This is a genomic window from Pseudoalteromonas sp. BSi20439, assembly GCF_000241165.1.
Taxonomy (GTDB): domain Bacteria; phylum Pseudomonadota; class Gammaproteobacteria; order Enterobacterales; family Alteromonadaceae; genus Pseudoalteromonas.
Genome location: NZ_BADW01000047.1, coordinates 12,297 through 26,159, shown reverse-complemented (window position 1 = coordinate 26,159; position 13,863 = coordinate 12,297). Strand labels below are relative to the sequence as shown.

Here is a 13,863-nt window from a genome sequence, read left to right as displayed (position 1 = left end):
ATTATGTGCGCGCCATGACTAAATTCATACTTTTAAAATTCATCACCTTTTTTATCGGCTGCTTGTCGTGTTTTGTAATGCATAGCACATTCGCATTACCTATTGTTGTATCTGCCGGTTTAACAGGGCTTATCGGTTCATTTATTCCATTTCCTGCAGATTACAAAAACCACCCATACGCTGCTATTTATGCAGGCAGTTTTGCCGGTATGTGCTCCACTAATTTAATTAATGAATACTGGGAAATTGCGATTATTTCTGCCATTGGTGCTGTTTTATACACACTTACCATTAATGTATTTGCGGGGTTTGGCGGACGGTTAGGTAGCATTGCATTTGCTAGCGTCGCCTTATTTGTTTTAGCCAAGGAGTTAATAATATGACACTTATTTATCCGCTGCTTGCATTGTTAGGGGCGTTTTTAACCTTTTACTTGGCTAAACATAATCGCTTTGATGGGATCCGAGCCTCTGCAGCTCTATCCATTATTGCCTATTTAATATTTGCACAATCTAGTTTCAACGCTGAGCTATATAGCATCGTCTTTTTTGGCGGCACATTTATTGGCATGAGTGCCCCTCACCGCTTTGGTGTGTATACGCTTGCCAGTTCAGCAATTATATTTTCACTGTTTTTTGCCTATTTAGTGCCTATTCTTGATGGTTTTGGTGGTGCTTTGGGAATTAGTGCATTTTTATCCGTATGTATTTGCCACGTATTTATTTTACTTGGCGCACCGCGCAGTAAAAAAACTAAAATTTAAACGCTTTCTTGAATAAAAATTCAATAAAATCCTACATCTATTAAATTGTACGAAAATAAATCAAGTTTTTTTGATCAGCAATGCAAACAGCTTCGTAATATTCACAAAGCTGTAACACTGTAACATTCGATTAAAGGAACAATTATGAATAAAGTATTTAAGCTCGGTGCTCTCATACTTCCCTTGTTACTCATTCAAGGTTGTAGTAGCGATGACGATAACAACGCCCCAGTAACTGTAGATCCACAACCCGCTGTCTCAGTCTTTGATGCCGCACAGGACTCCGGAGATTTCACCACCCTTGTTGCAGCACTTGAAGCAACCGGTCTAGATGAAACCCTTGATGATTTAACTACTAGCTTTACTGTATTTGCCCCAACTGATGATGCATTTGCGTTACTAGGCGAAGAAACGATTAATAACTTATTAGCTGATACAGACACGCTTAGTTCAATTTTAACTTACCATGTGGTCTCTGGCACAGTGGATGCACAAACTGCTATTGGTTTAGCGGGTACTACCGTTGAGACTGTTAACGGACAAAGCATTGCTTTATCTTTAAGTGGTGAAAATTTATTAGTAAATACTAGTACAGTAACAATGACCGACATTGTGACTGACAACGGAATTATTCATGTTATAGATGCAGTGCTCACACCTAAAACAGTGTCAGAAACTGCGCCAACCAACAATATTATTGAAACAGCTCAGCAAGCTGGCGATTTTAGTACCTTGCTAGCAGCTCTTGATGTTGCAGGTTTAACCGCTGCGCTGTCTGATGAATCATCACAGTTTACAGTATTTGCACCGACTGATGCCGCGTTTGAAGCGGTAGGCAGTAAAATGATTAACACGCTGCTCGCCAACCCAGATGTATTGGGTGATATCTTAAAACAACATGTTTTATCAGGCTCTGTAGACTCTGTAACGGCTATGTCTTTAAATGGACAGTCAGCTGAAACCCTGCTTGGAAATACTCTCCCTATCGCGATAAATGCAGACACCAATATGTTAATGTTTGGCGGTGCGAACGTGGTGGTGACTGACATAGAAACCACCAACGGCGTTATTCATGTAATCGATTCTGTGATCGTTGGCGATGTCGCGCTACCAGAGAGCTTTGGCACCATAGCTGATGTTGCTACTGAAAATGGCAGTTTTACAACATTACTCGCTGCACTAGCAGCAACAGGTTTAGACACTGTTGTGAGCGACCCTACAAATACATTTACTGTATTCGCGCCTACTGATGCCGCGTTTAATGCTCTAGGCGAGGACACACTAAATGCGCTTTTAGCAGATACAGACACATTACGCGATATTTTACTTTATCACGTTGTTGCTGACGCAACTGTACTGTCAGATGCAGCGGTAACTATTGCTAATAGCGAAAACAACAAAGTAGAAATGGCAAATGGTGACATGGCTGCTTTATCGTACGTGAACAGCTCACTGTTTATTAACGATGCAGCAGTGAAAGCAGCGAATGTAACTGCTGATAACGGCGTAATTCATGTACTTAATAAAGTGATTATGCCGCCGATTGAAGTGGGTACTCCGACTAAAACGATTGCCACTGTAGCGACTGAAACACCCGCACTGTCTACTTTGGTCACTGCACTACAAGCAGCATCACTGGTAGATACTTTTAACGATACCACAAAATCATTTACAGTATTTGCACCGACGAATGCTGCATTTAATAAAATTCCTACCGCTGATTTAAACGCCTTATTAGCTGACACTACTGCACTAACTAGTGTACTAACTCAACATGTTTTAGGCGCTCAAGTAGGTAGTACAGATGCATTTGCAGCCAATGGAAAAATGGTCACTACCCTTGCCGAAAATATGTTGAGCGTAAACATTGTTGACTTTACCAGCACCGAAAATACAGCAACAGACAGCATTGCTTACGATACAACTAACAACCGTTTAGTAACAGGTATGGCCGATGCAATGCCAGGTAAAACAGTTTATGTGTTCGACAATGATTTAGGTGAGGCAATAAGCGTGTGTGAAGGTGGATGTGCAACAACATGGCCACCTGTTCTTGGTACTGCAGCGTCAATTGAAAATGTGCCAGGTTTATCGTTAATTGCTCGCTCAGATGACAGCATGCAAGTCGCTTATCTTGGTCGCCCTTTGTATACCTTCTCAGGTGATACGGCAGCAGGTCAGAATAATGGCCAAGCTGTGAACGATATTTGGTGGCAAGTAAGTTTACCGGCTACATCATTACAAGTAGCGGGTAGTAATGTAACAACTACTGATATTTACACCAGTAATGGCGTTGTTCACTTAATTGATACAGTGATCACAACAGCTAAATAAATTAAGTTTTACTGTGAGATAAGCCAGGAGTGATGCTATTTACTCCTGGCTTTTATATATAAAAATAGGCTTACTTATTACTACTTTGAGAGCTTGTTGGGTAACCAAATACTACTTTTAATTTAGCTTTTAACCCGTTTGCCCTATAGCTACTTTTAACGAGATGCTGCCACTGATGAAAGGTAATTTTAATCGCGTTATTACTGTTTAGTTGGCCAATAATTCCGTATTTACACGGCTTATTTTCATCCTCTTCTACATAAGTGCCAAATAATTTATCCCAGATAATTAAAACGCCAGCGAAGTTTTTATCTAAGTAGCCATTATTTATAGCGTGGTGCACCCGATGATGCGATGGGGTATTAAATACGCTTTCAAACCAACCCAACTTTTTTACCACTTGGGTGTGAACAAAAAATTGATACGCTAAATTAAGGGCAACTACGGCAAAAACAATCACAGGTTCAAAACCAAGTAATATCATCGGCATCCAAAACAGCCACATGCCCGCAAGCGGATACATTAAACTTTGTCTAAACGCAGTAGTAAAATTCATTCTCGTAGAGCTATGATGTACGACATGTGCTGCCCATAACCAATGTATATGGTGTGATGCACGATGAAACCAATAATATAAAAAGTCTTGCAGTACAAAGGCACTTAATACGGTCAGTACCGTCAATTCAATATCAAATAACCGAAACTGATACAGCCAGTAAAAAAACGGCATTAGCACTATTAACGCAATAGCATCAGCGCCTTGGTGTAATAAAGCAAGTAACGCGTTGGCTAAGCTGTCTTTTATATCGTAATAACGCCTAAATTTAATAAACTCAATAGCAACAAATAGCAAAAAAATAGGGCTCAGTGCGAGTAAAATAATTTCAATGCTCATACAACACGCTCCTGAAAATAATGAGCTATTTTTTTAAGTGCTTGGCTAATATCTTTTTTTATAAAAAAAGTCAGTATAAAATCGGGTAGCCATAAAGGTGCAATGCAACGAATATGGTAATTAACCTCAGTGAGTGATGGATCTTCGTTATTGGTATTTAAGTAAATATCACCACGATGCTGTGCAACGGGCTTGCTGCCTATAATACGGTAACTAATATGACTATTATCTGCGGCTATTATTTGCTCTTTAAAGGTAGTGCCTTGCATTTTTATTTCTCTAATCGTGCCTTTTCCGCCACTTATTTCACCCGGCTCTTGTGGTGTTAGTAGTTTAAAGTGAGCATTAAAAAACCGCCCTAAATCGGCATGCGCTAGTAATACGCTGCGTATTTGCTCAGGCGTTGCTGCCACAGTACGCTTAACCTTTATTTCCACCATGACCTTTGCCCTATTATTTTTATAGATCACTAGCATATAAAAATATGCCGTGGCAAACTTGCGATTAGATGACTATTTTTTAGCTTTAGGCGACAAATGAAAACCTTAGCCGATCATTACTTTTGTAGCTGTTTGGATTACCTTGAAGCCAAGGGCTTAGCTAGTCATGCGGTTTTAAACGCGATTGAATTTAATGAGTATACTAATAAGCAATTACAACAATTGGCGCCGCGGATCAGTTTAAAAAGCTATAATGCGTTGCTTAGCTATGCACAACAAGCGTTAAACGACCCCTTATTTGGCTTTGAATTAGGAAAACAAATACGCACCGCTGATTTTGGTGTATTAGGGTATTTAATTGAATCGAGTACTAATTTAGCCAGTGCAATTACTGCACTGCTCAATTACGACAGCCTAGTAGCTAACATTGGTCGCGCCCAGTTTGAGCAACAACAAACATTGTGTAAAGTAACTTGGTTAGCCGATCCGCAATGTAGTCCACAGGCTGTTTTACGAAATATGACCGCATGGGTCAGTGTGGTACGCCAGCTACTTAATCCACAACTTTCACCTAGCTGCGTGTATTTTTCAACACACTTTTCAATCACCGAGCAACAACGATTAACTGATTGGTTTAATTGCCCAGTAAAAGCTGGAGCTAGCTTTAATCAAATCGAGTTTCCAAGTAATTACTTAACTCTGCCTTTTAAAACCGATAACAGCCAAATCAACGCGATGCTCAAGCAAATGTCAGAGCAACAGCTCTCCCAGTTTAAAAGTCAGCAGTTATTAACAGAAAAAATTAATCATATTTTAATGGCAAAACATGACTTACAAGATTGCTCTTTGCTTAGAACAGCCGCCGCCTTAAATATGACGCCACGCACAGTACAACGCTATTTAAAAAAAGAACAAACCACCTTTGCTAAACTGCTTGAAGAGGAGCAAAAACGACGTTTATTAACCTATATTCCTCATTATTCGTTAAATAATATCGCATTTATGCTGGGATTTAATGATCAAAGCTCTTTTAATCGTGCCTTTAAACGCTGGTATCATTGCTCACCTCGACAGTTCATAAAAAAACAATAATTAAACATCTTGATTACTTAAAATACACATTTACAATATACCTTCTTCTTAATTTTCTTTACACTAGCATTATTGTATTGCCTAAAAGACAATTATTTATGCTTGTGCGTATGGTGTTAACTGTTTTTGTATTGGTTTTTTATAGCGCGGTTTGTCACGCAAACCCGGTTACTTTCATCGCTGAAGATTTACCGCCTTATCATTTTAAAAATCCCCAAGGTGAAACGCAGGGCGCATTGGTTGATATCGCAAAAGCTGTACTAAAAGGGACTGATTTAACAGCAAAGTTTGAAATAATGCCAATGGCTAGAATGTTTCAGCAGCAACAAGCCAACCCTAATGCCATCATGCTGTCACTGCTAAAAACACCAAACAGACATCATCAATTTAAGTGGCTAGGTAAAGTCTATTTTGCAGACGCATACCTCGTTAGCTTACGCAGCCATAAAGATGAAGTGATTCATTTAAACTTCGCTAAAGAATACAAAGTAGCCACTATTCGCGGTTACTCTGCGCAGGCCTATTTAGAAGCCCAAGGTTTTACTGAAAATGAAAACTTGGTATTAGTGAGTTATTATCAGCAGCTCTGGAAAATGTTATATAAAGATCGTATCGACTTTGTCGTTACTAACACGCTCACACTTGAAAACGAGTTAAAGCGCAGCGGGCTCGACCCAAACTTAATTTCAAAGCGCATCCATTTAGATGAATTACCTTCTTCTTTGCATTTTGCAGCCAGTAATCAACTTGACTCACACACAACAAAAATTATTAGCGATAGGTTAAATGCCATCAAAGAAAGCGGTGAATATCAACAAATTTTAAATAAATGGCAACTTCCTATGCCAAAAAAACTTTAATACTCAGCGGGCAAGGAACTCTGTGCTAAATAATTTTTTAATGAGGCAAACAAAGGTGAAGGCAAGTTATTAATATCGCACCAACGCCACTGCAAACATTTATGTGGCTCTTTATTTACCACTTCACCACCTTCATAGTCTGCTTGCACATATAAAGTAATATAATGTTTGTTCTCTTTGCTAAATATATCGTTGGTAAAATCGAGTTGTCGAATATTAGTAACATCAAGGCCCGTTTCTTCTGCTACTTCACGCACAGCACATTGCTCAACCGTTTCACCAAATTCTAAGTGCCCACCAGGGGTTGCCCACGTATTTGCACCATGCGCGCCTATCCGTTCACCCAGTAGAATTTTATTATCATGCATTACTATTACTGCAACGCCTACCCTGACCATTTGATTCATTCTTTTATCCAATTACTCTTCATTAATTACAGTTACATTTTACATTAGTTGGTACCTTTTAGTTCCATACAATCATTACGTTAACCAAAAAACAAAAGTGTCGCTCACTATTTAACCGACCATGGTCGAATATCGCTATTGATAAAAAGCGCTTAGTTTTAAATTACGTTAGATTATATTTTTCTCAGGAGCCTTTATGTCAGGTGAATACAAACAACATTACAACGAGTTTAAACAAGACCCGGCAGCGTTTTGGTTATCACAAAGTAAGCGACTTCCTTGGTACAAGGCTCCAGAAACAGCATATACACAAGATCAAGAAGGACTGCACCACTGGTATGCAGACGGCCAACTTAACAGCTGTTTTTTAGCATTAGACCAACATGTAATCGCTGGGCATGGGAATGAGACCGCCTTAATTTATGACTCACCGGTTACCAATAGCAAACGCAGTTTTAGCTATTTACAACTGCAGCAAGAGGTCGCTAAATTTGCAGGGGTAATGCAGTCTTTGGGGGTGACTAAAGGCGACCGCGTAGTGATTTATATGCCTATGATCCCCGAGGCAGTAATTGGTATGTTAGCCTGCGCCCGAATTGGCGCTATTCATTCTGTTGTATTTGGTGGTTTTGCAGCGCATGAATTAGCGGTACGGATTGACGATGCCAAGCCCAAATTGGTACTCAGTGCCTCTTGCGGTGTAGAAGTAAATACCGTAATTGAATACAAAGAATTACTCGATAACGCGCTTGAAGCTGCTAGCTATAAAGTTGAACACTGTATTATTTATCAGCGTGAGCAAGTCATTGCTCCGCTAACGGCTAATCGCGACATAAACTGGGCAGATGCAATGGAAACGGCCACACCGGTTGAGCCTGTTGCGGTCAGAGGTGATCATCCGCTTTATATTTTATACACCTCAGGCACAACAGGGACACCTAAGGGTGTGGTGCGTGAAAATGGCGGTCATGCGGTTGCTATGCATTACAGTATGGAAACCGTATATGGCATGAAACCGGGTGACGTGTTTTGGGCCGCCTCTGATATTGGCTGGGTAGTAGGCCACTCATATATTGTGTATGCGCCACTTATGTATCGATGCGCAACTATTTTGTTTGAAGGAAAACCAGTTAGAACTCCCGATGCCAGTGCTTTTTGGCGCGTAGTAGAAGAATACAAAGTGAATGCTTTATTTAGTGCCCCCACTGCGTTTCGCGCGATTAAAAAAGAGGACCCCAATGCCGATGGATTTAAACAATACGATACTTCTAGTCTCAAACGATTATTTTTAGCCGGAGAGCGTTTAGACCCACCTACCTACGATTGGCTCAAAGAAAAAACAGGCTTACCGGTACTTGATCATTGGTGGCAAACCGAAACCGGCTGGGCAATTGCGTGTAACCCTGTAGGCATTGAACACCTGCCTACAAAAGCCGGAAGTTCAACGGTTGCAACGCCTGGATTTGACGTACGAATTTTAGATATGAATGGGGATGAATGTGCCCCTAATGAGCAAGGCGCGGTTGTTATAAAGCTGCCTTTACCGCCGGGCTGTTTACCAACAATTTGGCAAAATACAGCTCGTTTTAAGGCTGGTTATTTGGCCGAATACGATGGCTACTACTTATCTGGTGATGGTGGTTATATTGATGACGATGGTTACCTCTTTATTATGGGTCGCACCGACGATGTGATTAATGTTGCAGGGCACCGTTTATCCACTGGTGAAATGGAAGAAATTGTTGCCGCGCACCCAGCTGTAGCTGAATGTGCAGTATTTGGTATTAGTGATGCGCTAAAAGGGCAAAACCCAATGGCGATGGTGGTGCTAAAAAATGATTTTCATGGCTCACATAAAGAGGTAGAACAGCAATTGGTGCAAACCGTGCGTAATCAAATTGGCGCTATTGCATGCCTTAAAAATATTATGTGTGTAGAGCGGTTACCAAAAACCCGCTCTGGCAAAATTTTACGTAAAAACTTACGCCAACTGATTGATGGTGAAGAATTACAAATACCCTCAACCATAGATGACCCAAGTATTTTTGACGAACTCACTGAGCAACTCGCCCAAAGTAAAATTTAAATACACAATGTAAAAAGTCTTAAATAGACTTTTTACATTACAGCTGCTTAACTACCAGTAATTAATAATAACGCCCTTATGGAGTATTAATGACAGGAACACGTGCACAGCTGCGAGATTTTTTACTGCAATGGTTTGGCGATTATTTTCCGGGGAGCCCTTTTTTATGGTACGACCTGATTATACTGGCTTGGATCGCGCTATTTGCATTAATATTACACCTTATTTTAAGGCTGATTTCTCAGCGCTTAGTTAAAAACCGTTTTAGCGAACAAGCAGCGCAACCCGATAGTAAAAGCCCTTTATATTCAGCAAAGAAGCTCGCTCGTAATATCTCATTTGTTTTACAAGGAGCGGTCGTTGTTATTCAGGCGCAACTATGGATACCCGAAGGCACTACGTTTTTGTATTTGATTCAAATGATCACCGATCAGTGGATCATTTTATTTGCCTTGCTTTCGCTGTTTTCGTTACTGGATATATTTCAAGCAATTTCCGATAAGCGCCCCTTGAGTGCTCACTTTCCGCTGCGCGGCTTTTTGCAAACAATTAAGCTTATTGCCAGTGTATTAACTGCCATTTTAGCCGTTTCGTTGTTGATGAATAAATCACCGTTAATTTTACTAAGCGGCTTAGGCGCTTTGTCTGCGGTGTTATTACTGGTATTTAAAGACGCTATTTTAGGATTAGTAGCAGGTATTCAGCTCTCTGCCAATAATATGCTGGCGGTAGGTGACTGGTTAGAAATGCCTAAATACGGCGCCGATGGTGATGTTATTGATATTGCGTTAACCACAGTTAAAGTAAGAAATTGGGATAAAACCATTACCACCATTCCTACTTATGCGCTTATCTCCGACTCATTTAAAAATTGGCGCGGTATGTCAGACTCTGGTGGACGCCGGATAAAACGCAGCATTCATCTAGAAATGAGTAGTGTGCACTTTTTAGATGAAGCCGCACTTGTTGCTCTTAAAAAAGCTGACTTGCTAAGCAATTATCTTGAAAGTACGCTATCGACTATTAACGAGCAGAACACGACTAAAAGAGTAGATATGAGCTGCACTTTAAATGGCCGCAGGCTCACTAATGTGGGTACATTTCGTCACTATTTGGTGGCGCTATTAAAACAGCACCCGCATATTCATCAGGGTATGACCTTAATGGTAAGGCAATTAGCGCCAACAACCCAAGGGTTACCCATTGAGATTTACGCATTCACCAATACCACCAATTGGGGTGAATATGAAAATATTCAGTCAGATATATTTGATCATATATTAGCGGTTTTACCCGCCTTTTCGTTACGTGCACATGAAGCACCAACAGGAAGCGACATTCGCCAACTAATTAAATAATCACTAAATCTGTTTTAATTGTGCAATAAGCCACTGATGAATATCGCTGTTATTTGAGCGAGGATGCCATGCTGCAATCACCTTAAACGGCGGAGGTAATAATTCAATCTCCAATTGCTTTACCTTACTATTTGGCAATAACCGTGATGGATAAAACGCAATTAAATCGGTGGTATTGAGTAAATCAGGCACTGATGAAAACCCAGGTACTGACATAACAATATTTCGTTTGTAGCCTTTATCTGCAAACCAGCGATCGTGCGACCCACGTAAGTTTGCTCTAGATGCCGACACCACCAACTGCGGCCGACTCGCAACCTCAGATAAGCTCAAAGGCTGTGAAGATGTGGGCGCATGTGCGCCTGCAATACAAATATGCTGTTCTTCAAATAGGGTATCGTAAACTAAATTATCAGGAATAAATTCAACAAAGCTAATCAGTAAATCAAGCTCTCCTGCACTAATGAGCTGGTTAACGTTATCGGATGCAAAGTCTCGAATAATCAACTTTAAACCTGGCGCTTCACGGCGAGTAATTGCTAATAACTGAGGTAAAAGTGCAGCAATCGCATAATCCGTAGCACTTATAGTAAAAACACCTTGGTAACTTTGCGGGGAAAACTGTGGCGGCACAAATAATGCGTCTAGTTGACTCAGAATTTGATTAATCGGTAGTTCAAGCGTTAGCGCTTTTGGCGTTGGCAGCATCGTATTGCCTTGACGAATAAACAGCCTATCATCAAATAAGTCGCGTAATTTTCGCAGCTGCTCACTAATGGCTTGCTGAGTTAGCCCCATTTTTTGCGCAACATGCGATACATTTTTTAATTTGAGTAAAGCGCTTAAAACTCGCAACTGCTTTATATCCAGCCGACCTATACCATTCATAATTGTATCTAAAACAAAAAAGTGTTGTTTCAAATTGTAGCTTTAAATCCCTATGCTCACCAGCATTGTTATAAGCGCTAAGCAGCATAGTTAATTTAAAAGGTATTCAAATGAGTCAACCGAGTAAAAATATCGACAGTTTATTTTCATCCATTAGTTTAGGGCCATATACCCTTAAAAATCGTATTGTTATGCCGCCACTTACCCGCTCACGCAGTACAGTACCTGGCAATATCCCCAACGAAGTAATGGCCACCTATTATGCGCAACGTGCAAGTGCTGGCTTTATGGTTACCGAAGGCACTCAAATTGAACCCAGAGGACAAGGATACGCTTGGACACCCGGTATTCACTCTGCTGAACAAGTCGTTGGCTGGAAAAAAGTGACTAATGCCGTGCATGCACAAGGGGGAGTTATTTTTGCCCAGCTTTGGCATGTAGGCCGTGTATCGCATACTAGCCTACAACCAAATGAAGCCAAACCTATTGCTCCCTCAGCAATAGCAGCTGATAGTGTGAAAGTGTTTATAGAAACAGGGCCAGCTCAAGGCGCTTTAGCCGATCCAAGTAAACCACAAGCTTTAACAACAAATGAAGTAAAAGAGCTTGTTGGCATGTATGCACAAGCTGCCCGTAATGCGCTAGAGGCTGGGTTTGATGGTGTGGAACTGCATTGTGCTAATGGCTACTTAGTAAACCAATTTATTTCTGAGCATAGTAACCAACGTGAAGATGAATACGGTGGTTCACTGACTAATCGCTCACGCTTTTTAAAAGAGATTGTTGCTGCCGTTAGTGACGTAGTTGGCGCTGAGCGTTTAGGAGTTAGATTTGCGCCGCTATTTAGCAGTACTGATGAAACCCGTGTTTATTTAGGATTAGTAGAATCAGACCCTCAACATACTTATATAGAAGCCATTAAAGTACTTGAGCAAGCGGGTATTGCCTATCTTTCAATTGCTGAAGCTGATTGGGACAATGCCCCTGATTTGCCAGAGCAATTTTATCAAGCGGCACGCGCAGAGTTTTCTGGGCGTATTATTTACGCTGGTAAATACACGGTTGATAAGTCCTTGGCGATGTTAGCTAAAGGTTATGGTGATTTATTTGCTTTTGGTCGCCCTTTTATTGCCAACCCTGACTTGCCAGCACGCATAAAAAATAATTGGTCATTAAATGAAGCCGATGCCAGCACTATGTATGGTGGCACTGAGCAAGGCTACAGTGACTACCCTCGCTATAAGAATAATTAGCAAAAAGGCCATGGATGGCCTCTTAAATTGCTAAAGGCGCGATAATACATTCTATCTAAACCTCTCAAATAAGCTTTATTACTGTTTTTATCTTATCGAAAATGTCATACATTTGGTTAAAAAATGTCGATAAAAGCCACCCAAATTAGTTTTAAGGCATTGTTTTTAAATAATTAATAAGCATTAAAGTAGTAATATTTTTCAATATGAATACAATAAGCCTTTATTTATTAGACATCGGTCTTTGGAGCATGGGTTGTTAAAATTAGCAGGAGTTAAATCAACTTCTTTGAGCCTTTTAGGGCTATGTGGCTTATTTTTATTATTAGTTCAGTTTCAAGTTCAATGGCAAAGTAAGCTCTCTCTTATTAATAATCTTGTTTATCCATTACTGGTTATTACTGCTGTATTTGCTACTCAGTTTAATCGAAGTCGGGTTGCACTACTTTGCGCATTTTGGGTGCTTTATTTATCCTCATTAGACTACGCTTTACCTTGGTCGGACTGGCTTAAAGCGCAACCTGACTGGACCTTATTATGCGCTGCAAGTTTATTAATGTTATTGGCAGTCATAAAAGATAGAGCGCTTTTATCAATACACACAGTAACTCGTAGTTTACTTGTTATTGTTTGCGGCGGTGCTGCGTTTGCTTGGTTAGCACTGAGCCAACATTTACAAGAACTAACAATACAATCCTCTTTTTATACTCAACTGCTTCCTTATTTACCCATTGCTTTACCGCTTTCAATAATTGGCGGCTTGCTTATTTGGCAAAGCTTGAGGGCCCATAACCTGACTCAAACCGCCTTATTAATTACCTTTATTGTATGGTGCCTTAATCAGCAACACATTATTGATTTTCCTTGGTCTGTAATAGCCGTGCTTATGGCTTCTTTGTATTTATTGGCAGTGAGTACCGACTCTTATTATTTAGCCTATAGAGACGATTTAACCAGCTTACCAACGCGGCGAGCACTTAATCAGCTTGCTTTATCATTAGGGCGAAAATACACCGTTGCTATGCTCGACATTGACCATTTCAAAAAATTCAACGATACCTATGGCCACGATATTGGCGACCAAGTGTTAAAGCTAGTGGCGGCTAAAATGGCTGGCATTAAAGGGGGTGGCAAAATTTACCGTTATGGTGGAGAAGAATTTACGGTGGTGTTCCCGAGTAAAACAGCCGAGCAGTCAATCCCTGAGCTAGAAACACTGCGCGAAAATATTGCCACCTACGACATGGTGATCAGAAACCCAAAACGCACTGATAAAAAATCTCGCAAAGGTAAACAGCCAAGCGACAACAAAACGGTAAACGTGACGGTTTCTATAGGTGTAGCGCAAAGAGCGGCAAAACAAAGCTTTGATGAGGCATTAAAAAATGCCGATTTAGCCCTTTATAGAGCTAAAAAGAAAGGCAGAAATAACGTAAGCGAGTAATGCTTTTAACGTGGCACGCTAACTTAATAATAGCGTGCCCAAA

At 40.5% G+C, this 13,863-nt stretch carries 13 protein-coding genes; 9 read left to right on the top strand and 4 right to left on the bottom strand.

Going from position 1 to position 13,863, the window contains the following annotated elements; all coding sequences use genetic code 11:
- Positions 1-14: 14 nt before the first annotated feature.
- The 3 genes from P20439_RS04125 (at position 15) to P20439_RS04115 (ending at position 3,097) form a co-directional block, all read left to right on the top strand.
- Positions 15-383 (top strand): hypothetical protein, encoded by a 369-nt coding sequence (locus P20439_RS04125; protein WP_171036863.1) that lies wholly within the window; start codon positions 15-17, stop codon positions 381-383.
- Positions 380-763, top strand: coding sequence for a hypothetical protein (locus P20439_RS04120; protein WP_008464840.1), 384 nt, complete (start codon positions 380-382; stop codon positions 761-763). Before P20439_RS04125 ends, P20439_RS04120 begins: the two co-directional genes overlap by 4 nt.
- 144 nt (positions 764-907) lie before the next feature.
- Positions 908-3,097: a fasciclin domain-containing protein gene (locus P20439_RS04115; protein ID WP_008464838.1), complete on the top strand. Its 2,190-nt coding sequence runs from the start codon at positions 908-910 to the stop codon at positions 3,095-3,097.
- Positions 3,098-3,167: 70 nt separating this feature from the next.
- Here P20439_RS04115 and P20439_RS04110 read toward each other — a convergent pair whose 3' ends face one another.
- Together P20439_RS04110 and P20439_RS04105 are read right to left on the bottom strand one after the other, a co-directional pair.
- The gene (locus P20439_RS04110; protein WP_008464836.1) at positions 3,168-3,992 is read right to left on the bottom strand and encodes a sterol desaturase family protein; all 825 of its coding nucleotides are present in this window, start codon (positions 3,990-3,992) and stop codon (positions 3,168-3,170) included.
- Positions 3,989-4,432, bottom strand: a complete 444-nt coding sequence (locus P20439_RS04105; RefSeq protein WP_036932881.1) for an SRPBCC family protein — start codon at positions 4,430-4,432, stop codon at positions 3,989-3,991. The genes P20439_RS04110 and P20439_RS04105 overlap by 4 nt, the downstream gene beginning before the upstream one ends.
- Before the next feature lie 96 nt (positions 4,433-4,528).
- Between P20439_RS04105 and P20439_RS04100 the strand changes: the two genes are divergently transcribed.
- Positions 4,529-5,524: an AraC family transcriptional regulator gene (locus P20439_RS04100; RefSeq protein WP_008464833.1), complete on the top strand. Its 996-nt coding sequence runs from the start codon at positions 4,529-4,531 to the stop codon at positions 5,522-5,524.
- A 98-nt stretch (positions 5,525-5,622) separates the two neighbouring features.
- Positions 5,623-6,384, top strand: a complete 762-nt coding sequence (locus P20439_RS04095; RefSeq protein WP_008464831.1) for an ABC transporter substrate-binding protein — start codon at positions 5,623-5,625, stop codon at positions 6,382-6,384.
- Here P20439_RS04095 and P20439_RS04090 read toward each other — a convergent pair.
- A complete protein-coding gene (locus P20439_RS04090; RefSeq protein ID WP_008464829.1) occupies positions 6,381-6,791 on the bottom strand; it encodes an NUDIX hydrolase in 411 nt (136 codons plus the stop codon). The genes P20439_RS04095 and P20439_RS04090 overlap by 4 nt on opposite strands.
- 196 nt (positions 6,792-6,987) lie before the next feature.
- Here P20439_RS04090 and P20439_RS04085 point away from each other — a divergent pair, with 196 nt between their 5' ends.
- Both P20439_RS04085 and P20439_RS04080 read left to right on the top strand, forming a co-directional pair.
- Positions 6,988-8,877: an acetate--CoA ligase gene (locus P20439_RS04085; protein WP_008464828.1), complete on the top strand. Its 1,890-nt coding sequence runs from the start codon at positions 6,988-6,990 to the stop codon at positions 8,875-8,877.
- An 89-nt stretch (positions 8,878-8,966) separates the two neighbouring features.
- Positions 8,967-10,235, top strand: coding sequence for a mechanosensitive ion channel family protein (locus P20439_RS04080; protein WP_008464827.1), 1,269 nt, complete (start codon positions 8,967-8,969; stop codon positions 10,233-10,235).
- A gap of 3 nt (positions 10,236-10,238) precedes the next feature.
- Here P20439_RS04080 and P20439_RS04075 read toward each other — a convergent pair whose 3' ends face one another.
- Positions 10,239-11,123, bottom strand: coding sequence for a LysR family transcriptional regulator (locus tag P20439_RS04075; RefSeq protein ID WP_036932903.1), 885 nt, complete (start codon positions 11,121-11,123; stop codon positions 10,239-10,241).
- Between the two features lie 110 nt (positions 11,124-11,233).
- On the opposite strand from P20439_RS04075, the gene P20439_RS04070 reads away from it, so the two are divergent.
- Both P20439_RS04070 and P20439_RS04065 read left to right on the top strand, forming a co-directional pair.
- On the top strand, positions 11,234-12,376 hold the full coding sequence (locus P20439_RS04070) for an alkene reductase (RefSeq protein WP_008464823.1): 1,143 nt from the start codon (positions 11,234-11,236) through the stop codon (positions 12,374-12,376).
- Between the two features lie 256 nt (positions 12,377-12,632).
- Positions 12,633-13,820, top strand: coding sequence for a diguanylate cyclase (locus P20439_RS04065; protein WP_008464821.1), 1,188 nt, complete (start codon positions 12,633-12,635; stop codon positions 13,818-13,820).
- Positions 13,821-13,863 lie beyond the last annotated feature (43 nt).

Excerpts from the sequence above, each read along its gene's own strand:
- P20439_RS04125 (WP_171036863.1), top strand. The coding sequence starts at position 15 with ATGACTAAATTCATACTTTTAAAATTCATCACCTTTTTTATCGGCTGC.
- P20439_RS04120 (WP_008464840.1), top strand. The coding sequence starts at position 380 with ATGACACTTATTTATCCGCTGCTTGCATTGTTAGGGGCGTTTTTAACC.
- P20439_RS04115 (WP_008464838.1), top strand. The coding sequence starts at position 908 with ATGAATAAAGTATTTAAGCTCGGTGCTCTCATACTTCCCTTGTTACTC.
- P20439_RS04110 (WP_008464836.1), bottom strand. The coding sequence starts at position 3,992 with ATGAGCATTGAAATTATTTTACTCGCACTGAGCCCTATTTTTTTGCTA.
- P20439_RS04105 (WP_036932881.1), bottom strand. The coding sequence starts at position 4,432 with ATGGTGGAAATAAAGGTTAAGCGTACTGTGGCAGCAACGCCTGAGCAA.
- P20439_RS04100 (WP_008464833.1), top strand. The coding sequence starts at position 4,529 with ATGAAAACCTTAGCCGATCATTACTTTTGTAGCTGTTTGGATTACCTT.
- P20439_RS04095 (WP_008464831.1), top strand. The coding sequence starts at position 5,623 with ATGCTTGTGCGTATGGTGTTAACTGTTTTTGTATTGGTTTTTTATAGC.
- P20439_RS04090 (WP_008464829.1), bottom strand. The coding sequence starts at position 6,791 with ATGAATCAAATGGTCAGGGTAGGCGTTGCAGTAATAGTAATGCATGAT.
- P20439_RS04085 (WP_008464828.1), top strand. The coding sequence starts at position 6,988 with ATGTCAGGTGAATACAAACAACATTACAACGAGTTTAAACAAGACCCG.
- P20439_RS04080 (WP_008464827.1), top strand. The coding sequence starts at position 8,967 with ATGACAGGAACACGTGCACAGCTGCGAGATTTTTTACTGCAATGGTTT.
- P20439_RS04075 (WP_036932903.1), bottom strand. The coding sequence starts at position 11,123 with ATGAATGGTATAGGTCGGCTGGATATAAAGCAGTTGCGAGTTTTAAGC.
- P20439_RS04070 (WP_008464823.1), top strand. The coding sequence starts at position 11,234 with ATGAGTCAACCGAGTAAAAATATCGACAGTTTATTTTCATCCATTAGT.